At 59.4% G+C, this 20,407-nt stretch carries 13 protein-coding genes; 7 read left to right on the top strand and 6 right to left on the bottom strand.

Annotated features, from left to right (window positions below):
* Positions 1 to 202: 202 nt before the first annotated feature.
* Positions 203 to 979 (top strand): SGNH/GDSL hydrolase family protein, encoded by a 777-nt coding sequence (locus tag BLR44_RS26885; protein WP_143017499.1) that lies wholly within the window; start codon positions 203 to 205, stop codon positions 977 to 979.
* 112 nt (positions 980 to 1,091) lie between these two features.
* Here the strand turns inward: BLR44_RS26885 and BLR44_RS26880 are convergent, their stop codons facing one another.
* The gene (locus BLR44_RS26880) at positions 1,092 to 2,597 is read right to left on the bottom strand and encodes a tail fiber domain-containing protein (RefSeq protein WP_089688305.1); all 1,506 of its coding nucleotides are present in this window, start codon (positions 2,595 to 2,597) and stop codon (positions 1,092 to 1,094) included.
* Positions 2,598 to 3,001: 404 nt separating this feature from the next.
* Between BLR44_RS26880 and BLR44_RS26875 the strand changes: the two genes are divergently transcribed.
* The gene (locus tag BLR44_RS26875; RefSeq protein WP_089688303.1) at positions 3,002 to 3,883 is read left to right on the top strand and encodes a hypothetical protein; all 882 of its coding nucleotides are present in this window, start codon (positions 3,002 to 3,004) and stop codon (positions 3,881 to 3,883) included.
* A gap of 58 nt (positions 3,884 to 3,941) precedes the next feature.
* On the opposite strand, the gene BLR44_RS26870 is transcribed toward BLR44_RS26875, so the two are convergent.
* The 5 genes from BLR44_RS26870 to BLR44_RS26850 all read right to left on the bottom strand — a co-directional run bounded on the left by BLR44_RS26870 (position 3,942) and on the right by BLR44_RS26850 (position 11,002).
* Positions 3,942 to 5,081 (bottom strand): FAD-dependent oxidoreductase, encoded by a 1,140-nt coding sequence (locus BLR44_RS26870; RefSeq protein WP_089688301.1) that lies wholly within the window; start codon positions 5,079 to 5,081, stop codon positions 3,942 to 3,944.
* 187 nt (positions 5,082 to 5,268) lie between these two features.
* On the bottom strand, positions 5,269 to 5,793 hold the full coding sequence (locus BLR44_RS26865) for a Rid family hydrolase (protein WP_176956232.1): 525 nt from the start codon (positions 5,791 to 5,793) through the stop codon (positions 5,269 to 5,271).
* Between the two features lie 51 nt (positions 5,794 to 5,844).
* Positions 5,845 to 6,309 carry a hypothetical protein gene (locus BLR44_RS26860; protein ID WP_089688298.1) on the bottom strand — a complete coding sequence of 155 codons (465 nt, stop codon included), beginning with the start codon at positions 6,307 to 6,309 and terminating at the stop codon, positions 5,845 to 5,847.
* A 74-nt stretch (positions 6,310 to 6,383) separates the two neighbouring features.
* Entirely contained in the window at positions 6,384 to 7,844 is a 1,461-nt protein-coding gene (locus tag BLR44_RS26855) for a SusD/RagB family nutrient-binding outer membrane lipoprotein (protein WP_245706186.1), read from the bottom strand.
* Between the two features lie 29 nt (positions 7,845 to 7,873).
* Positions 7,874 to 11,002 (bottom strand): SusC/RagA family TonB-linked outer membrane protein, encoded by a 3,129-nt coding sequence (locus BLR44_RS26850; protein ID WP_089688294.1) that lies wholly within the window; start codon positions 11,000 to 11,002, stop codon positions 7,874 to 7,876.
* Between the two features lie 676 nt (positions 11,003 to 11,678).
* On the opposite strand from BLR44_RS26850, the gene BLR44_RS26845 reads away from it, so the two are divergent.
* The 5 genes from BLR44_RS26845 to BLR44_RS26825 all read left to right on the top strand — a co-directional run bounded on the left by BLR44_RS26845 (position 11,679) and on the right by BLR44_RS26825 (position 20,404).
* Positions 11,679 to 12,365 (top strand): hypothetical protein, encoded by a 687-nt coding sequence (locus BLR44_RS26845; protein WP_089688292.1) that lies wholly within the window; start codon positions 11,679 to 11,681, stop codon positions 12,363 to 12,365.
* Positions 12,366 to 12,531: 166 nt separating this feature from the next.
* Positions 12,532 to 13,785 carry an ABC transporter permease gene (locus BLR44_RS26840; protein ID WP_089688290.1) on the top strand — a complete coding sequence of 418 codons (1,254 nt, stop codon included), beginning with the start codon at positions 12,532 to 12,534 and terminating at the stop codon, positions 13,783 to 13,785.
* 43 nt (positions 13,786 to 13,828) lie between these two features.
* Complete coding sequence (locus tag BLR44_RS26835; protein WP_089688288.1) at positions 13,829 to 16,255, top strand: ABC transporter permease; 2,427 nt, start codon at positions 13,829 to 13,831, stop codon at positions 16,253 to 16,255.
* A gap of 143 nt (positions 16,256 to 16,398) precedes the next feature.
* Entirely contained in the window at positions 16,399 to 18,813 is a 2,415-nt protein-coding gene (locus tag BLR44_RS26830; RefSeq protein WP_089688286.1) for an ABC transporter permease, read from the top strand.
* Positions 18,814 to 18,997: 184 nt separating this feature from the next.
* Complete coding sequence (locus BLR44_RS26825; RefSeq protein ID WP_089688284.1) at positions 18,998 to 20,404, top strand: T9SS type A sorting domain-containing protein; 1,407 nt, start codon at positions 18,998 to 19,000, stop codon at positions 20,402 to 20,404.
* Positions 20,405 to 20,407 lie beyond the last annotated feature (3 nt).

Below are 20,407 nucleotides of genomic sequence, written 5' to 3'. Positions count from 1 at the left end.
TTTAAACTCAGAGGAAAATGATCTTCTCTTTTGCATAGGACTTTAAGTTAAAAGTTTACACTTATACTGCTGTCCTATTTTTCGGGTCCACTATAACCGTCTGGAAACGGATCTGCTCTCTGCATTCAATTCCTGCTTTTGCCGTACCCCGATTGCATTTTCCCCGGGGTTGTCGTAGTCTTACCCCCTACGTTTGAATGGCATGATTGAACCTACGTCCCGCCGGGAGTTTCTGCAACGGGTCGGACTGACCGGCCTGGCCGCAATGGCCGCCCCCGGTCTGCTGGCCGCCGCGCCCCAGCCCCTCCCCCCGTCCCAGGCACCGAAAAAAGGCATAACCCTTCTGTTTCAGGGCGACTCCATCACCGACGGCAACCGCACCCGCGACCAGGACTGGAACCACGTGATGGGCCACGGGTACGCCTATCTGATCGCCAGTCGGCTCTGGTACGACTACCCGCAGGAAGGTCTGATGTTTTACAACCGGGGAATCAGCGGGAATAAAGTGAGCGATCTGGAAGCCCGCTGGGAAGAAGACGCGCTGGCACTAAAACCGGACCTGATCAGCATTCTGGTCGGCATCAACGACGTCTATTTCATCGTCGAGGGTACCCTGAAACAGTCCATCGCCCAGTTCGAAGCGACCTACCGGCAGATGCTGGAGCGGACCCAAACGGCGCTGCCCGAGGTGACCCTCGTACTCTGCGAGCCGTTCCTTCTGCCGTTGGGGCGGGTCAACAAAAAGACGGCTGTCTGGGAAAAAGAGACCGCACAACGGCAACAGGTCACCCGCACGCTGGCCGACGAGTTCGGGGCGGTGTTTGTGCCGCTGCAAGCGCCCTTTCAGGAAGCCCTGCAACAGGCACCGGCCGACTACTGGATCTGGGACGGCATCCACCCCATGCCCGCCGGTCACGAACTGATCGCCCGGCAGTGGCTCCGCACGGTGGGAGAAAAACTACCGTTTCTCCGCAAATAGCATCGGTCATAGCCGTCGTGACACGCCAGACTGCTTCAGGACTCATGCAAAAGGTAGCACGGTTTGCCAACCTAACTGCTTTCTGCAAACGAAACCCCCGTTTGCTAAAGACTTATCGGGTCACTACCAGTTTCTTGCTGTCGACCGCCCGTCCGTCGACGATCAGTTGATAGACGTAAGTACCCGCTGCCAATTGCCCTTCCGACAGCGTTACCTCCCCTTCGGGCTGGCCCAGCAGATTCTGACGGTAGAGTTCTTGACCCGTCACACTGAAGACCTTCAGGAAAGCGCTGGTAGCCGAAACCGGAAACTGGTAGCGAATGGTCGTGGCCTGATGCGCGGGATTGGGCCTATTCTGCCAGAGTCGCGCGGCAGATTCGCCGGGAGTGGCCTGACTCAGCACCGCCGCCCGCAGTTCGGTCAATTCCTGCCGCAGCGTTTCGACCTCGGTCTGCAGTGCCGTATTTGTCCGGTGGAGCTCTTTGACGGCATTGACCAGCAGGTACGTCAGGGCGGTGGCGTCGTAATCCAGGTACTGTTCTTCTTTTCCGGTAGTATCCTGGTAGGTGAACGTCCCCACCATGTAGGGGGCTACCGCCTGCACCTCCTGTGCAATGACGCCGACGAACGCTTCGCGCTGGGGCATGTCGGCTTTCCCGTTGTACTCGAAGCGGACCGGGCGGATCTGCTCCACGACCGAGAGGCCTTCTTCAAACGGCTGGATGTTCTGTTTCAGGCGCTTGTCCGAAGCTACTGTCCAGGAGGAAGAACCGGGTTTAGCCGCCGAATTGACCCCCAGGTGCAGGCGATACGAAGGAGCCGTGGTGCCAATCCCCACGTTGGTGTTTTCAGAGGCGTTGTTAATGCCATGAATGGAGCCTAATACCAAGCAATTGGAAGCTGTTACGTACGCACGGTTCCCAAGGGCCGTGGTATTTTTAAGATTGCTCCCGGAAGGTCCGGCTTCGGTGCCCAGCGCCGTATTGGCATTGCCCGTCGTGTTGTGGTAACCGGCAAAGTACCCGACAAAGGCATTGCGGCTTCCGGTCGTATTCGCCGTTCCCGCCGCATACCCGACCAGGCTGTTGTAATTACCGGTGGTGTTGGCGTAGCCGGTGCTGTATCCTTCAAAAAGATTGTAGCCGCCCGTCGTGTTGTGGTAGCCGGAAAAGCCCCCCGTAAACGTGTTGAAGTTTCCGGTCGTGTTGCTCGTCCCGGTATACTGGCCCAGGAAATTGTTCCCCCCACCGGTGGTGTTCAGATTCCCGGCCGCGTAGCCGAAAAAGCTGTTGCCGACACCGGTACTGTTGTAATATCCCGCGCCATAGCCGAAAAAGCTGTTGCTGCCGCCCGTGGTATTGAGGTAACCTGCGGCATAGCCAAAAAAGCTGTTGCCGGTGCCGGTCGTGTTGCGGTAGCCCGACAGGGCGCCCTGAAATGAATTATGCGTGCCGGTGGTGGTGAAATACCCCGACGCGTAGCCAACGAAGGTATTGTAGTTGTACGAACCCGAGTTGCTGTAACCGGCGTAAGCACCGGCGAAGTAATTGGTTTGCGCGAAGGCGTGCGAGGTCAGCCACCCGGCCAACACCCCGCCCAAGAGGAGGGACGTTTTCATGCGTGTAGGAGAAACGAATGTGGATGAAAGAATGCAGTGAAGCCGGGTGATCTTTCGTACGCCGGAAGGACTCCGCAGGTCAAAAGATCAGAAGGGACAACGGGCCAAAGGTGCGGGGATTTTTTACCGCATTCAATAACCCTTTACACACATTTTGGGGTTGTGCTTCACCGCAATTGCACCCGCCCTCGTCCCCAACCGGCAAGCAAACAACCATGCAAAGCGTTTGCACGCGCCGCCGGTTCGTTTCTGCTCCAAAAGGGTTATTGACAACCCGGCCAAAGCGCGGTTACTTGCCTCGGCTGAAACGTGGGGGTACAGCGTTGCGTGCGACAGACCGCTTGTATTCCCCGCCAGCACTGGTATCAAACGATGACTGCCTCACCGGAACCCTTTTTCTGGATATGCTTTCCCGCTCCACGCTCACCCCTACCCCGTCTACGCGCTTCGCACGGCACCTCAGTCGGCTGTACCTCATCCTCGTGCCCATCGCCACGGTACTGCTCGCCTTTGGCCTCGAGCCTGTCAACTACCGGTGGTACGTTCCTCCCTGGCTAATTCACGTCTGCCTGATGGGGCTGGCCGCTCGGCAGCTGGGCGGGCAGGGATTTCGGAAACAGGATGTCGCTTCCAAGCGGCTGGTCTGGAGCGCCGTACTGTTACTCGCCCCCTGGCTTTTTATTTCCCTCTTCGCGGGCATGGGTCCGCCCCCTGATTCGGTTGAAGGCTGGCTGGCAACCGTCACCGAACAGCAGGTTCGGTACGCGATGCTGACGGGAGCCGGCGTGTGTGTTGCCGGAGGGATTACGCTATTGCAGGACGCGCTCCGGCAGCTGGGAGAGCCGCTATGGGCACGACTGGGCGGGATGCTGATTCAACTGGCCCTTCCCCTGTTTCTCCTGAACATGGCCTTCTGGAGAAGTTTCCTGCCGGAAGCCTTCGGCCAGTTCGTCGCGTCCGGTGTCGCCACGCGCCCCGGGTGGTACGCCCCACTCCGCAGTCTTTTCGCCTGGATCAGCGCCGTGGAAGTTGGCCTTACTTACCTGGCGACGGCGGCGTTTGCCGTGGCCCTCCGCTCGTGCGGTTGGTTTCGGCCGTTTCCGACGAGGCTCTACCTGATTTTCAGCACAGTAGGCGTACTCCTGGCCGTTCTACCGCCGTCGGTGCCGGAGCCCTGGGCTACCGCCAGCTTCGCGGTTTCCATTCCGGCGATGCCTTTCCTCATGCCCTATTCTATGGGCCTCCAGCTTCTGTGGCGAGCCGGGAACACACGCGTCGATGCATAAAAAAGGGCAATGCCTTTACGACATCGCCCTGTAACCCAATCCATTCTAAATGTGTCGTTTACCCCCGCATCAGGTCGATGGCTTCCTGCAACGCCGCCACTACTTTCTGGGTCTGTTCCAGGCTGGGGGTGGTGTCCCAACTGTCGACGATGGCGTTCCCGCCGAGGATGATGCCGTCGTTGCGCGGAATGAAATAGCCGTTCGGGGTGCTGAGGCGGTAGTTTACTTCCGGCTGCGGGACCAGAAACGAAAGCTGCCCCGCAATGGGCATCAACTCGGCATCGTTGAACAGCGCCTTGGCGCCGATGCCAGTGCAGTTGACCACGCAGGCTTCGGGTAGGGCGTCTACCTCTTCCAGCCGATCGAACGACTTGATGCGCAGGGTCCCGCCGTAGTCTACAAAATCGTTCATCAGCCGATCCAGGTAGGCCGGAATCTGAAAAACCAGCACCGTCTGCCGACTGACGTACTCGGCCCGGAACGGGTTTTCGCGGCGCTTTAGCACCGTAGGTTCCGGCAGTTCGTGGGGCAAGTGCAGCGTACTGACGTGGCCGTCGTGGCGTTGCGCCGCCGCAGGGTCGTGAATTGTATAGTGCTCCACCCAGTTGGTGACGCCGCCGCGTCCCAGCATGTTCTGGTGCGCCCGGAACGAATAGGTCGCCGCTTTTTCCCAGAAGGCCGAAAATTCGGGGGTGATGCGCTCGGTCTCGCAGAGGCGATACGTGGGCGACCAGGTCCCGGTGGCTTTGCTCGACGTAATGTCGGGCGGCAGGTCTTTGGTGTAGATCGTCACGTCATAGCCCCGGCTTTGCAACGTACGGGCGGTGGTCAGGCCGATGACGCCACACCCCATCACGGCGATCTTCTTCTCGCCGGTCAGTTGCACCAGATCGGCCGCGTGGTGGGCCGTTCCCCACGACAGCGACCAGCCGCTGCCGCCGTGCCCGTAGTGGTGCACAATGGTTTTGTTTCCCAGCATTTCGGTTTCGACGCGCGGCCCCGACAGGCGGTACGGGCGCAACCCGACGGTTTCTTTGATGATGCGGTCGGACGAAACCCGCAGTTTGGGCAAACGCCGCATCCCGCCGCGCGAAGCGTACGGAATGGTACCCGAAGGGGCCGGTGCACAGCTACTAAGTCCCGACATCAGGCCCAGGCCGGCCAGCCCCGATGCGGCAATAAAATGACGACGATCCATGAAGTTAGGTATCGGTAGTGATCGAGTTTAGCGTTATGAAATTTAAAGTTCAACGTTGAAAGCATAAGACTCAAAGCGCTTTACGTTCGGCGTGATGCCGGGCGGTACTTTTCACGGTCTACGGAAGGACTGCTCACGCGCAACACTCTGCGCTTCGCGCCCTTCACGCATTCAGTTATTCAATCATTCACTCTTTCTTCTGCACCGCGACGGCTTCCAGTTCGATGAGCATGTCGGGGTTCACGAGGTGGCTCACGCCGAGGGTGGAGCGGGCCGGGCGCGTGGGGTTGGTTTCGTTGTTGAAAAACTCGCCGTAGGCTTTGAACCACGCCTGAAAATCGGGAGCGCCCGTGGAGTCGGGGCCGAGGAAGGCCCGCAGTTGCACCACGTCCGCCAGGCTGAGGCCGTGTTGCTGCAGGTTCGCATCAATGCGACGCAGCGCGCCTACCGCCTGCGTATAGGTGTCGCCGTAGCGGGCAGAAGAGCCGGGCGCGGCGGCAGAATCCAGGAGCGGCGCGACCGTGCCGGCCGTGATGTGCAGGGTGTGCCCTGCCGGAACAATGGCCCCGGCCGAAAAGGGCGTGGTTTGCGCACCGTAGAACGTCACGCTGTCGGGGGCCGTGTCCGGAGCGGCCGAACCTGGCGTGGCACAGCGGCTGAGGAGGCCCAGCAGAAAAAGGGAAATTAGGGATAAGGAGAAAGTTCGCATCATACAAAAAAAAGCCCGCCTTCCACACACCAGGGCAAGACGGGCTAACATGGACTATTCAACCGTTACTTTTGAGAGCTTCATAAAATCCTGGCCTTCGTAATTGCCGGACCAGCCGATGGTGACCGAACTGCCCGCCGAAGGATTGACCATGCCCAGTTCGGCCCAGGTGGTCGACAGCGTGGCCTTCCCGTTGGCGTCGGTCGTCAGCGACATCAGGTCCGTGTTGCCGTTCAGCTTGATCAGCAACGTCAGGTTCGTGACCGGAATGGAGTCGATGTTGGCCGACGGAATCGCCGGGTCCACCTTTGTGGGATCGTATTCCAGAATGTGGCTTTTGTCCAGGTCGTAGACCGTGGCGGTGACTTCGATGGCCTGTTCGGCCCCCAGGTTGACGTTGGCCACATCGACCAGCACGGGCGATACGATGCGGTCCATCTTGACGTCCTCGTCTACGCACGCTGAAAGCATCGCTACTGCGCCCGCCATCAGCACACTGAAAAGCGTATGTTTTTTCATGAGTTGTGTTTCTCGGGAATAAAGGAGTGAAAAGGGGCCGTCTGCAGTCCACGACCGGACGGCCCCGGTTAGGTTTAGTTTTCTACCCACCAGAGTTCGGTGTGCATGTTGTCGGTGCCCAGCATCGAAATGCCCTGTTGCAGGTTCGCGTTGTTCAGCGACTGCTCCGAGGTCGGATAGACAATGCGTGTCGGCACGTCACCGTCGTTCTGGAACGCCGATTGCGGGTCGTCGGGCGGCATGACCGGATAGCCCGTGCGGCGGTATTCGGTCCAGGCTTCGATGCCTTCTCCGTAGAGGGCGATCCATTTCTGGGTCATGATCGTAGCCTTGTCGGCCGTCATGCCCTCGAGGTAACCGGCCGGCATTTCCAGACCGTACTGCTCAAACGACGCTTCCACGGCCATCGTGAAGTATTCCTCGGCGGTTTTGCCGGAAATGTCGCCATCCAGGGCCGCTTCGGCCAGTACGAAGAGCAGCTCCGAATAACTCATGATGATGCTGGGCGCTTCCGGACGCAAAAAGTAGTCGCCAATTGTCGAAGCCGTGCCCAGGTAGTTGGTCGCCACGGCATCGGGCAGGCCGTTCGGCATGCCCATATAGGCGCCCTCCGGGTTGGCGTTGGCGTACACCTCCAGGCGCGGATCGTCCAGCGCTTTCAGTTTGTCGACCAGCGTTTCGCTCATACTCCAGTCCGAACGGTTGTCCTGACGCATCACCTGATGCCACTCGTTGTTGCTGGGCAGCGACGACGTGTGTTGCAGGTAGGCGTAGTCGTCGTTGCTGGTAAACATCGGATACGTAGTTGGATCGTCGAGCATTTTCTGCATCTCGGCTTTGTATTCCGGAATTTTGTGCACGACGCGGTTCATCAGTTTCAGCCGTAGCGAGTTGCCGAACTTTTTCCAGCGCAGCACATCGCCTCCGAACATGATGTCGCCGGCCGAGGCCTCCGGTCCACCTTCCATCAGCTTGGCGTTGGCTTCGTCCAGCATAGCGATGATGCCCCGGTACACGGTTTCCATGTCGTCGTAGGCGGGCGAGAACGAAGGATCGTCCGATGTGCCCTTCAACGCATCAGAGTAGGGAATCGGGCCGAAAATGTCGGTCAGCAACGAGTACGTCCAGGCGGTCATCACCATCGACATGCCTTCGTAGGTGGCATTCTCGTAGTCGGCTCCCGGAGCGGTCAGAAGCATGATCCGCTTGAAGTTGATGAGCGATTCGGAATAGAATCCGTTCCAGGTCGCCGAGTTTACCGAGGGCTGCACGTTGTAGTTGTCGCCTTCGTTGGTGTAAATGTTACGCGCCCAGTACTGCACCCAGCACATGGCCAGGTCGATGTTCACACGCTCGTTCCGTGTGCGATGCCCCCACGCGCGGTCTACGGTTTTTTCCAACGCGTAGGGCAAAATCACCTCCGGTCCTACTTCTTCGGGACCGTTGGGGTTGGTATTCATTTCGTCGAATTCGCCGGTACAGGCCGCACTTAGCAGCAAACCCGCCAGCAAACTGTTTCGAAGCGCTATTTTCATAAGGCTCATAAGAAGCTAATGTGGAGAGATTAGAAGGACAGGTTGACGTTGAAACCGATGCTGCGGCTGCTGGGCAAGGTACCGTAGGTATAGCCCTGACGGTTCCCCCCTTTTTCGTCTACCTCGGGGTCGATGTGCGGCGTGCGGCGGTACAGGATCGCCAGGTTCCGGCCCACGGCCGAAATGCGGGCCGACTTGATGAAGATGTGCTCGAAGAGCGAGGACGGCAGTTGGTACGACAGCGAGGCCTGACGCAGCTTGATGTAGCTCGCATCGAAGACCCCGGCTTCGTGGTACTGACGACCGCTGTAGCGCTTGTAGAACGTAGTGGCGTCGGCCACGACGGTGTTGGGCACGTACACGGGCGATTCGGCACTGCCCACGTTCATCACGCCGAGGCCAATTACGCCCTCTTCACGTCCGACGGCCGTCTCTTCGACGATACCATCGTTCCGCATCAGGCTGCTCCCCATGTCGAAGATGTCGCCGCCCCAGCGGGTGTCGATCAGCGCGCTCAGCGAAATGCCTTTGTACGTGAAGGTGTTGTTCAGCCCACCCAGCCATTTCGGGGTGATGTTGCCGATCACCTGCAACGTGGGGTTCGTGGTCGGCAGACCGTTCTCGAAAATGATCTGTCCGTCGTCGGTGCGGGCGTAGGCAATGCCGTACAGGGAACCGTACGACTGTCCGACCCGTGCTTCGGACGATACGCCGCGCTCGGTCCACAGGACGTAGTTGGTCAGCCCGTCGGCCAGTTCCACGACTTGGTTGCGGTTACGCGACCAGTTGAGGGCCACATCCCAGGTAAAGCCGGTGGCGGTTTTGACCGGCGTTCCGCTGATCATCACCTCCCAGCCTTTGTTGGTAATTTCCCCGGCGTTCAGGTAACGGCTGGCGTAGCCCGACGCCTGCGAGATGGAAACCGCCAGAATCTGATCGCGCGTGGTTTGGTTGTAGTGCGTGACGTCCAATCCCAGACGACCGTTCAGGAAGCGCAGGTCAATCCCCAACTCCACGCCGGTCGTAATTTCCGGTTTCAGGTTCGGATTGAAGATGGTGTTGCTCTCGTAAAAAGCAGGAACACTGCCGTTCCAGGGCGAGCTGGCCTGGTACGTGGCCCGCAGGTTATAGGGCTCGGTATCGCTACCCACCTGCGCCCAGCTGCCCCGCACTTTGGCGAACGACAGAAGCGGGCTGGAGATCGGCAGCAGATCGGTCAGCACGGCGCTGAGCGAAGCGGAGGGGTAGAAAAACGAGCGGTTAGCCGCCGGAAGCGTCGACGACCAGTCGTTGCGGGCGGTCAGGTCGAGGAACAGCGCATTGCGCCAGCCCAACGTTGCGGCACCGAACACGCTGTTGACCACCTTTTCGCCTTTGTAACTGCGATCTGTATTCGGGTTCCGGTTGTTATTCAGCGAATAGATGCCGTCGATCACCAGTTGGTTTACCTGCGAAAAGACGGTTTTGTCGGTATTGCGGCGATTGACCGCCCCCAGTTGCGCCCGGACCGAAAAGGCATCCTGAATGGTTTTGTCAAACGTCAGGATTACGTCCGAGTTGGTTTCCTGGCGGCGGACCATTTCTTCCGAAAAAGCACCTGGCGTAAACGTGCCGCCTTTGGTCCGTTCGAAGTTGATGATGTTCGTGCGCGAATCGGACCACACGTCCGTACCCGAGCGGGCCATCAGCGACAGCCAGGGCGTAAACTGATAGGTGAGCGCCAGGTTGCCGAGCATACGATCTTTTTCGTTGCCGTAGGGCAGCATCTCCTGCAGGAAATACGGGTTGGTAAAGTACGTATGCTGCCAGTTGGGCGGCAAATCATCGCCGGGCCGCTGGATGTGCACATCGACGTAATCGCGCCAATTGCGCAGCTTGTCGTAGTCGGTCTGCCGGTGGTGCCAGATGAAGTTCTGGCTGCTCTGGTAGCTGCGGTTGTCGGAGCCCGATTTGATGTACTCGGCCGAAATGCTCGCTTTCAGCTTGTCGGTGACGTCGTAGTTGGAGTTGAAGCGGAAGTTGTACCGATGAAAATCGTTGAAGTCCATGATGCCCGTCTGGTTGAACGAGCCGATGCCCAGGCGGAAGCTGCCTTTTTCGCCGCCGGCCGAAATGCCCGCGTTGTAGGTCTGCGTCACGCCCGTGCGCCAGTGTTGCTCCCAGTTGTCGGGCATAGGCAGCAGCGGCGTGGTTTCCGTACCGGTCCACCACTGACGTACCGGCCGGCCGTCCATGGGCGAGCCCCAGCTTTCGTCCGTTCCGGACGTGCCTTTGTAACCGTCGACCGTGCCGCTCCACCCGTCGGCATACCACGTGCGGTAGCCGCTTCCTCCTCCGTAAATGTCCTGAAAATCAGGCTTCACAAGCGGATTTTCGAAGCTCATGCTGGCGCTCAGGTCTACCCCGATGCCTTTGGTACGTGCGCCGTTTTTCGTCGTGACCAGAATGACCCCGTTGGCCGCGCGCGAGCCGTAGAGGGCCGCTGCGTTCGGGCCTTTCAGCACGCTCACGTTGGCGATGTTGTCGGGGTTGATTTCCGAAAGCCCGCCGCCGAAGCGGTTGTCGTCCGCACTGAGGGGGTCTTTGGCGTTTTCCATCGGCACCCCGTCGATCACCACCAGGGGCTGGTTGTTGCCCCCGACCGACGAAAAGCCGCGAATCACAATCTGCGAACCGCTGCCCGGGCCGCCGTTGCTGTTGACCTGCACCCCGGCGATCCGTCCCGACAGGTTGTTGACCACCGAAGCTTGTTTGGCTTCGGCAAAGGCCTTCCCGTCGATTTCCTGGACCGTATACCCCAGGGCTTTCTTTTCACGTTCGATCCCGAACGCCGTCACTACCACTTCCGAAAGCTGTTCGATGCTCTCTTTCATGGCGAGGTCGATGCTCGTCCGATTGCCAATTTCTACGGTTTGGGTTTCGTAGCCAATGGCCGAATACACCAGCATGGTTGCGTCGGCTGGTACCGGTAGCGAATACTTCCCGTCGATGTCGGTAATGGTTCCTGTCGTTGTTCCCTGTACCAACACGTTGACGCCCGGCACACCCTCCTGGGTGGTAGCGTCTTTCAGGGTACCCGTAATTACTCTCTCCTGGGCACGGAGGGTTGCCACACTCACAAACGTGAGCAGCATTAGCCATAGTAATCGTTTACTCATGCGCTTACATTAAATTGAATTGAATAGTCACTAAAAACTGTCGTTCTACCGATCGGAAAAGCATAGGTATCCCCGGTGCGCTGCGGCGTAGCAAGGCACGGTGTGCACAACGCGCCCGGAAGCGTCCGCGGCGGCTGTCAGAATACAGGTAAGAGGGGTGGTGGGAAAATGAGGTGGCACGTATGACCCGGGATCTGTGCCGACAGTTTTAACCAGGGTGGTGGCAATCGAGGAAAAAACCGGAATCGGAAAGGCGTAGGCTGCCTGCAAACCAGTCACTGCGGCCTCCCGCCACAGCACCAGTTTACAGAATTTAATTTCAAATAAACCTATTTACACAACTTTAAATCTCTACCTAATCAGCAAAAATCAAATATTATTTCACTGCTTGCTAGTTAACTCACCCTCACCATAAATGCAAGGAAAAAATTTATTTTTTTGAAATACTTACCTCGTGATTTTAACTAACTTTTAATTATTTCATATCTATTTTAAAAAAGTCACTTCATTTTTTAACTCACTTTTTACATAACACCATTCACTCAATAAAATTGACTTCATTTTTTAACTTACTCTTTTGAATTAGCGATTTTTCGTGGCGTCGTTTCTACGTATCGGATTACGTAGAGAAGCCGTACCTTCCAGCAAAAGGTAACCACCACTACCCACCACTGCCATGTACCGCTTTTTTCTACTTCTCTGCCTGCTGGTTGGCGGGGGACTCGGCGCTCAGCCTGACCAGACGCCCGTACCCTGGCACCCGCTCCAAACCACTACATTTTTGCCCGTTCCGAATGCCGAACCTACCTGGCAACCTGGCTACGTACGCACCGTAGCCGGCGAATGGCGCTCGGTCGATGCACTTCGGTTCGACATGCTGAAACATCGGCTGGAAACCATCGAAGACGGCAAGACACAGTTTTACGATCCGGTCGTTTTGCCCGAATTTATTCTGATGGATGACGAAGGACAGATGCACCGCTTTATCCGCACGCCGTATCCGCACCTGTTCGGTCCTCAGCTTGCATTTATGGAGGTGGCCTCGGAAGGCCCCCGCCCCGTCCTGCTGTTCCGCAAACCGCACATGCGAATTGCCCACCGCAACTCGATCTATACGTTGCAAAACGACGAGACCGCGCAGGAAATCGCTACGGATCTCTACACGTTCGACGACCGCGGGCGGCTGGTACGCATCCCCCGCCGCCGGAAAGCCGCGTTGCGGTTGTTCGGCGAGCACCAGGAAGCCATTCAGTATTATGCCGCACAGCATCGGCTCCACTTCCGTTCGCCGCAGCACCTGGCGCGGATGGTCGTCTACTACAACGCCCTTGTGATGTCCGAACGTCACACGGCAGCGCGTTAGTCCTGCTTGCACCCCAGAGAGCCTTCGGGCTCTTTCTTTCTTGTCCGAAAGTGCACACGCGTTGTTCGCTTTCGGACATTTTTATGCCTGATACCGGGGCAAAACCGCTTCCTGGGGCATTGGCAAACTTCTTGGCATAGGACACGGTAGCTAACGTCGTACCCCTATGTTTCACTACTACCGAAAAACGGCCGCCCCCGCAGGTACTCTTCACAAGGGCGCTTCCTGGCTCGCTCTGCTCGGGCTTTCTTTCGGACTGGGCGGCTGCCTCCTGTCGGGACTGCTGCTGCAACACGAGTACAGCTACGACCGCTACCACGAGCACGCCGATGCGCTGTACCGCGTCAATGCGCTGGTGGCGACCACCGCCGGCACGCCTGAACATCAGGCGACTACCACGCCCACCTTGGCCCGCCAACTGCGCGAAAGCCTTCCGGGAATTGCCAACGTAACCCGGGTGGTCCATCCGCCCGCCACGCTGGAACACCTGCTCCGCCACGGCGACCGCACGTTTCTGGAGCGGGGTGGCGTGCTGGCCGATGCGACTTACTTTACCATGTTTACGTACCAGTTTCTGGCGGGCAACCCCCGCACCTGCCTGCGCGAGCCCAGCAGTGTGGTGCTGACCGAGCCGCTGGCCCGGAAGCTGTTTGGAGAAACCCTCGGCCTCAACAGCACCATCACGGTAAGCGACGGCCTGGGCACGTACGACTTTCACGTGACGGGGATCGTGGCCGAGCCCGATCAGCCTACCCACCTGGAGGCACGCTTTTTTATGTCGATCAACAGTCCGGGCTGGGGCGCGTTGCTGGATTCGGTACAACGAGCGGCCAGCGCACCGGTTATCTACTCCTACCTCCGTCTGGACGAAGACATGCCGCGCGAAACCCTGGAAGCCAGCCTGCCCGACTTTCTGCAACAGGCCGCCACAACCGATCCCACCCTCACTACCTTACAAGCGCTTTACCTGCAACCCATCCGTGACATTCACCTGTCGGCCGACTTCGCGCAGAGCGCACCGCAGGTACGATACGTCTATTTACTCTTTTTCTTCCTGGCCGGTACGGCGGCCATCGCCGTCACGTCGGCGGTGTATCTGGTACGCCACCAACAACGGCAGCTCGACCCGCAGTCGGCCACGTCCCGCCAGGTGGCGGGGGAACTGATGCAGATTCTGGGCTTGGCGCTGGTGCTGGGCTATGGTCTGGTAGAGTTAGCCCTCCCGCTGTTCCATCCGCACCCGGCCCCGCTGCTCGCCCTTACGTCGGCGGGGTGGCCGCTGTACCCGCTCGTGGCGGGGATGCTTGCTCTGAGTGGCGGTCTGCTGACCGGCCACATGCCCTGGCTTCTCTTTCCCACGTTTCACGACCTCGCGCTGGTCCAACGGCCGGAAACGGTATCACCTGTAGTCCGCGCGTAGTCTCCTCGCCTGTTTCCTACGTTTCTCACCCTACCCCGTTCTCATGCTTCGCAATTACTGGAAAATCGCGGTCCGTCAGCTTCTGAAACACAAGGCCTTTTCGCTGATCAACCTTCTGGGGCTGTCCGTGGGCGTGGCCTGCTGCCTGTTGCTGCTGCTCTTCATCCAGCACGAACGCAGCTACGACCGGTTTCAGGAACACGGCGCTTCGCTGTATCGCGTCAATACCCTCTTTACAAGTGCCGACGGCGTTTCCCACCGGATGGCGACCACCTCGCCCCCGATCGTGATGAAAATGCGGGAAGAACTGCCCGAAGTAGCCAACGCCACGCGCCTCGTGTATCCTCCCGGCACCCCCGAACACCTGCTGCGGCACGGCGACAAGATGTTTCTGGAGCAAGGCGGGGTGCTGGTCGATTCCACGTTTTTTCAACTGTTTACGTACCAGTTTCTGGCGGGCGATCCGTACACCTGCCTGCGTGAACCGCGCAGCCTTGTGTTGACCGAAACCATTGCCCGGAAGCTGTTCGGCGACGACCTCGGGCTGCATCAGGTCGTGAGCGTGAGCGACAACGGCGGGGCCTACGACATGCAGGTGACCGGAATAGTGGCCGAACCTACCCAACCTACGCACCTGGAGGCGCGGTTCTTCATGTCGATGAACAGCACCGGTTTGGGCGAATGGATCACCGGCATGGACGAGTGGGCCGGACAAAACTTTATCCACGCGTACCTCACGCTCCAGCCCGGCACCACGCCAGAAGCGCTAGAAGCCAAACTGCCGGCGTTTCTGAACCGCCACGGAGCCGACGACTTTGCACGCGCCGCCATCCAGAAATCGCTTTACCTGCAACCGGTCCACGACATCCACCTCTATTCCGATTTCGGGGGGAGTAGTGCGCGCATCGGCTACGTCTACATCATGGCGGCCATTGCGGCCTTTCTGCTCCTGATTGCCTGCATCAACTTTATGAACCTGTCGACGGCACGCGCCGCGCAACGGGCCAGCGAAGTAGGCATCCGCAAAACCATGGGGGCCGAACGCGGCACGCTGATCCGGCAGTTTATGGGTGAGTCGCTGCTGCTGGTGGGCCTCGCCGTCGTGACGGGATGCCTCCTGGCGGATCTGCTGCTTCCTTACTTCAACCACCTGACCGGACAAACGCTACGGCTTTCGGTCGATGCGTGGCTCACGTACCTGCTGATGCTGGGAGGTGTGCTGCTGGTGACCGGTCTGCTGGCGGGGAGTTACCCGGCGCTGTTTCTGTCGTCGTTCAACCCCATTCAGGTGCTAAAAGGCCGCATGCACACGTCGCTGAGCGCGGGCCAGCTGCGCCGCATCCTCGTGGTCTTTCAATTCGTGGTGGCCATCGTCCTGATGGCGGGTGTGGGCATCATCTTCCAGCAACTGCACTACATCCGTCAAAAGAACCTGGGCTTTGCGTCCGAAGCGCGGCTGGTGATTCCGCTCCGCACCCACGACGCCAGCACGCACTACCCCGCCTTGCGCGAAAAGCTGCTGCACCAGACGGGCGTGGCGAACGTCACCGGAGCCGTCTACGTACCGGGACAACTTGTGCTGATGGACTGGCGGCTCTACCGTGAAGGCCATTCGATGGAACAGGCCGAGCGCGTTACCTACAATGAAGTCGATTACGAGTACCTGGCGCTGATGGACATCCCGCTTCTGGCGGGCCGCAATTTCGACCGGTCCCGCCCCACCGACAGCACCGAATTGCACATCATCGTCAACGAAGCTACCCTGGCCGCCTTCGGCATTCCGCTCGACCAGGCGGTCGGTGAGCACCTGAAAACGGACCTGGCCGAAGGCACGGAGTCGCTGGAAATTATCGGTGTGATCCGCGATTACCACCAATACTCGCTACACAACGCCATTGATCCTCTGATGCTCCACCTGCCTTCGCGGCGCGCTTTTGACCAGACAGTGGTAGCGCTCAACACGGCGGACGTTCCGCAAACGCTGGCCGCCCTGGAAACGGCCTGGAAGGCGCTTAATCCCGATCTTCCGTTCGAATACAGTTTTCTGGACGAAAATCTCGGCCGCCTCTACGAACAGGACCAGCGGATGGGGCAGATCATCGGCAGCTTCGCAGGCGTGGCCATCCTGATCTCGTGCCTGGGTCTGTACGGCCTGTCGGCCTACGTCGCCGAACGGCGCACGAAAGAAATCGGCGTCCGAAAAGTGCTGGGCGCCAACGTGCAGCACCTGGTCGTTCTCCTCTCGAAAGAATTTACGATCCTCGTACTCATCGCCTTCGTGATTGCCACCCCACTGGCCTGGTACGCACTCGCGCAATGGCTCGCCGGCTTTGCTTATCCCATTACGCTGGGGCCGGGAATCTTCCTGCTGGCGGGCCTCACCGCCCTGGCCATTGCCTGGTTCACCATCAGTTACCAAAGCCTGCGGGCTGCCCTGTCGAATCCGGTCCGTTCGCTCAGGAGCGAATAAAATGATTGGATGATTGGATAACAGAATGATGGAATCAGTGGGCCGTACTGCAACGCATCATGCCAGAGACACTTCACTCGTTAAGCCGTAAGCTTTGAACTTCTGACCCCTGAACTTCTACCTCTTCTCCCCCCACCTACGCTATGTTTCGCAATTACCTGCTTGTGGCCCTACGCAACCTCGGACGGTACCGGGCCTACACGTTTCTGAACCTGATGGGCCTGATTACCGGACTGGTGGCCTGTCTGCTGATTATGCTCTGGGTGCACGACGAACGGACGTACGACCGGCAGTTTTCCGACGTGGAGCGCCTTTATCGCGTGAATGTAGCGGTGGGCGACCGGCCGATTTTTGCCCTGACGTCGTGGCCGTACGGCCCTACCCTCGCGCGCGAAGTCGCGGGGGTGGAAAAATCGGTTCGGGTCTGGCAAACAGCGGGCGTGCTGCTGGGGCAGGGCGACTTGCGGATTCAGGAAAGTGCCAGTTTTTTCGCCGATTCGGCGTTTCTGTCGCTGTTCGATTTCCCGGTATTGGTGGGCGAACCTCAGACGGCGCTGGCGGCTCCTTTTACGATGGTGCTGACCGAGTCGCTCGCGAAGCGGCTGTTCAACCGCATCGACGTGGTGGGCGAACGGGTGCGGGTCGATAATCAGGACGACTATACCGTGACGGCGGTGGTGGCCGATCCGCCGACCAACACGCACGTGCAGTTTCAATTGCTGCGCTCGATGGCCACGTTCTACGCACAGGCACAGCAACAGGGCTTCGATCCGGAGACGCAGTGGATGTCGTTCACGAACCAGTCCACCTACGTGCGGCTGACGCCCGGCACCGCGCCATCCGACGTGGCGGCCCAGTTTCCGGCGATGTTCGAACGACACATGGGCGACCTGATCGAGCGCATGGGGCTGAAGATTGCGGCAGAATTACAGCCCGTCACCGCCATTCACCTTCATCCGGTGGCAGAAGAACTCACGCCCGGCGGCAACCGCGCGTACGTCATCATCTTTACGCTGATCGCGCTGTTCATTCTGGGCATCGCCTGCATCAACTTCATGAATCTGGCGACCGCCCGTGCCACACGTCGTGCCCGGGAAGTCGGGGTGCGCAAGGTGGCGGGGGCCTACCGCGGCCAGTTGATCGGCCAGTTTCTGAGCGAATCCCTCCTGCTTACCCTTGCCGCGCTGGCCGTGGCGCTGGGAACCGCCGAACTGTTGCTGCCGGCGTTCAACAACCTGACGGGCAAAGCCTTATCGCTCGCTTTTGTCGGAACGCCCTGGGGCCTTCTGCTGCTCCTGGTCTTTGGGCTGGCCGTGGGTTTGCTGGCAGGGCTCTATCCGGCCTTTGTGCTGTCGGGATTCCGCCCTACGGAAGTACTGAAGGGCAGCGGACAGGCGGCCCGGGTAGCTACTGGAACCCAGGTGGTCACGCTGCGGCAGGGCCTGGTGGTGACGCAATTTGCGCTTTCGGCCGGACTGATCATCTGCACCCTGATGGTGTACCAACAGCTGAACTACCTGCAAAACAGCCAGTTGGGCTTCCAGAAAGAGCACGTGCTGACGCTCAACCTGCCCGGTGACTCGACGGTGCAGCGTCATCTGGAATCGTTCCGTACGGCGTTCACCCAACATCCGATGGTGCTGGGAGCCACGACCGCCAGCGTAGTGCCCAGCCTGAACGAAAACTACAACCCGGTTGCCAAAGAAGGTGCCGCGCCAGACGACAGTCAGATCATGTACGTGGTGCAATCCGACCCGCATTACCTGCAGACGCTGGGGCTGGAACTGAGCGCCGGACGTAATTTCTCGGAAGAGATCCCCTCGGACCAGACCGACGCGTTTCTGATCAACGAAAGTGCCGCCAAAGTACTGGGACTGGACAATCCGGTCGGCGAGCGGCTGGAATGGCGGGGCGGCCCCGATGCGCGCACGGGCACCATCGTCGGCGTGGTGAAAGACTACCACTTCCGGTCGTTGCACGCCACCATCACCCCCGCCCTGTTCTTCCTGAACGCCCAGCGGGCCAACTTTCTGGTCGTCCGGCTCCGTCCCGGCTATCCGGCCGAGGCGCTTCACGACCTGGAACGCGCCTGGAAGTCGCGCCTCCCCGACTGGCCATTCAATTACCAGTTTCTGGACGAATCGTTCGGACGCCAATACCAGGCGGAAGAGCGTTTGGCGCGGCTGTTCACCGTCTTTGCCGGGCTGGCCATTTTCGTCGCGTGCCTGGGACTGTTCGGCCTGGCCGCGTACACCACCGAACAACGCACCAAAGAGATTGGCGTCCGGAAGGTGCTGGGGGCTACCATTCCGCAAATCCTGGGGCTGCTGTCCCGCGAATACGCCATGCTCCTGGGCGTGGCGTTTGTCATTGCCGCGCCGGTGGCCGGTTACCTAATGCGCTCCTGGATGACCAACTTCGCGTACCACATTGGCTTTTCGGCATGGCCTTACCTGTTTGCCGTAGGGCTGGTGCTGTCCATCGCCCTTCTGACGGTCAGCGTACAAAGCCTCCGCGCCGCGCTGGCCAATCCGGTCCGTTCGCTCAGGAGCGAATGAAATGATTGAATTACTGAATAACAGAATTGGAGAATCCGTGGGCCGTACTGCAACGCATCACACCAGAGACGCTTCACACGTTGAGCCTTAAGCTTTGAGCGCTGAGCTTTAAACCCCTAACGCTGAACTTTATAACCTTCCCACTTTCTAAACCTGCAACCTTTTAACGACTCCCAACCAACCCATGCTGCGTTTGCTTACCCTCGTACTTCTGATCGGCCTTTCCCTGCGGGGAGGGGCACAAGTGCCCTCGCCCTTCTGGAGCGAAACGACCGCTACCCCCGTGGCTTCAACCGGATTAGGCAACCTGAGCATCGCGCAGGATCCGACGACCGACGATATATGGGTAGGCACCGTAGAAGAAGGGATTTTTCGTAGTCACGACCGGGGCATGACCTGGGAAGCGGTGCTGCCGCTAGAGGACCTTCCGGTCTCCTTTCTGGCAATTACGCCCCAGGGCACGGTATACGCCCTGGTGGGCGCCAATGCCTTGTACCGCTCGGACAACGGAGGCGAAAGTTGGTCGTCGACGCCCCTTGAAACCACGTTTTCGGTGACCGATCTGCTCGTGGTGGGAGAAGACACCTTATTTGCTGCCACGGGCGATCTGGTCGAAGGGCCGAACGATTCGGGATTGTTCCGCGGGGCGGGGATCTTCCGCTCGGTGGATCGGGGGGCGACCTGGCAGGCGCTGGACCTGGGCCTCGGCAGCGGACGGTACGTCGCCCACCTCGCCCGCGACCGGCAGGGGCGGCTGTTTGCTGCCGTGAACGAATACCATGCCCGCGACGGGCGTCTGCTGTACTCGACCGACGAAGGAACCAGCTGGTACCCCATGCCGACGCCCCGGTTCGAAACGGGCGGCAGTGCCCCGAACGAAAGCAGCATTGTGCAGATTTTCGCGCTGGACGTCGCGCCGGACGATTCCCTGTACCTCAGCTACGGCGGGGCCTTTGGTTCGGCCAGCACGCAGGTCACCCTCGTCCACTCGTTCGAGGGGGCGGTGGCCGCCCTGCCCTGGCAGCACAAACAGGTGGTTCCCATCGGGTACGCGTGGGATTACCCCGAAATTCACAACCTGCTTTTTGTGCCCGACCGGGGCCATGTGTACGTCAACCGGCGCACGATGGCCACACCCACCAACGGCAGTATCTTTGTATCCGACGACGGGCAAGCGCCGTGGCAGTCCGTGCCGCTGTATCCGGTCGGTCCGCGCTATCACCAGTGTCAATTTGCCCGGCAACACGACGGGCGTATATTCGTCGTGCAGGAAGGCGACCACCGGGTTTACTTCACGGACCATAGCCAACGCACCCCGACGAGCGCTCCGCAAGATGAGTTCGCGTGGGCCGTCTCCGTCTTTCCCAATCCGGCGGACGACTTCATTTCCGTACACGTGTCCGACGCGGCCCCCGTCCGCCTCCTGCTGCAAGACCTCACCGGACGGACCGTCGGCCAAACCGAACGGCAGCCGTCGGGCGGGCACGTCACCTTCCCGGTAGCGGGCTTGCCCCGTGGGGTTTACCTGCTGTCGGTCACGCAACGTCAACGGCACTTCCACACGCGGGTTGTGCTCACTTCTTCACACTAACGC

It is taken from the genome of Catalinimonas alkaloidigena, assembly GCF_900100765.1.
GTDB classification, from domain to species: Bacteria; Bacteroidota; Bacteroidia; order Cytophagales; family Flexibacteraceae; genus Mooreia; species Mooreia alkaloidigena.
The sequence above is the reverse complement of the archived record's forward strand: the minus strand, read 5'-3'. Positions and strand labels throughout refer to the sequence as shown.

Excerpts from the sequence above, each read along its gene's own strand:
- BLR44_RS26885 (WP_143017499.1), top strand. The coding sequence starts at position 203 with ATGATTGAACCTACGTCCCGCCGGGAGTTTCTGCAACGGGTCGGACTG.
- BLR44_RS26880 (WP_089688305.1), bottom strand. The coding sequence starts at position 2,597 with ATGAAAACGTCCCTCCTCTTGGGCGGGGTGTTGGCCGGGTGGCTGACC.
- BLR44_RS26875 (WP_089688303.1), top strand. The coding sequence starts at position 3,002 with ATGCTTTCCCGCTCCACGCTCACCCCTACCCCGTCTACGCGCTTCGCA.
- BLR44_RS26870 (WP_089688301.1), bottom strand. The coding sequence starts at position 5,081 with ATGGATCGTCGTCATTTTATTGCCGCATCGGGGCTGGCCGGCCTGGGC.
- BLR44_RS26865 (WP_176956232.1), bottom strand. The coding sequence starts at position 5,793 with ATGATGCGAACTTTCTCCTTATCCCTAATTTCCCTTTTTCTGCTGGGC.
- BLR44_RS26860 (WP_089688298.1), bottom strand. The coding sequence starts at position 6,309 with ATGAAAAAACATACGCTTTTCAGTGTGCTGATGGCGGGCGCAGTAGCG.
- BLR44_RS26855 (WP_245706186.1), bottom strand. The coding sequence starts at position 7,844 with ATGAAAATAGCGCTTCGAAACAGTTTGCTGGCGGGTTTGCTGCTAAGT.
- BLR44_RS26850 (WP_089688294.1), bottom strand. The coding sequence starts at position 11,002 with ATGAGTAAACGATTACTATGGCTAATGCTGCTCACGTTTGTGAGTGTG.
- BLR44_RS26845 (WP_089688292.1), top strand. The coding sequence starts at position 11,679 with ATGTACCGCTTTTTTCTACTTCTCTGCCTGCTGGTTGGCGGGGGACTC.
- BLR44_RS26840 (WP_089688290.1), top strand. The coding sequence starts at position 12,532 with ATGTTTCACTACTACCGAAAAACGGCCGCCCCCGCAGGTACTCTTCAC.
- BLR44_RS26835 (WP_089688288.1), top strand. The coding sequence starts at position 13,829 with ATGCTTCGCAATTACTGGAAAATCGCGGTCCGTCAGCTTCTGAAACAC.
- BLR44_RS26830 (WP_089688286.1), top strand. The coding sequence starts at position 16,399 with ATGTTTCGCAATTACCTGCTTGTGGCCCTACGCAACCTCGGACGGTAC.
- BLR44_RS26825 (WP_089688284.1), top strand. The coding sequence starts at position 18,998 with ATGCTGCGTTTGCTTACCCTCGTACTTCTGATCGGCCTTTCCCTGCGG.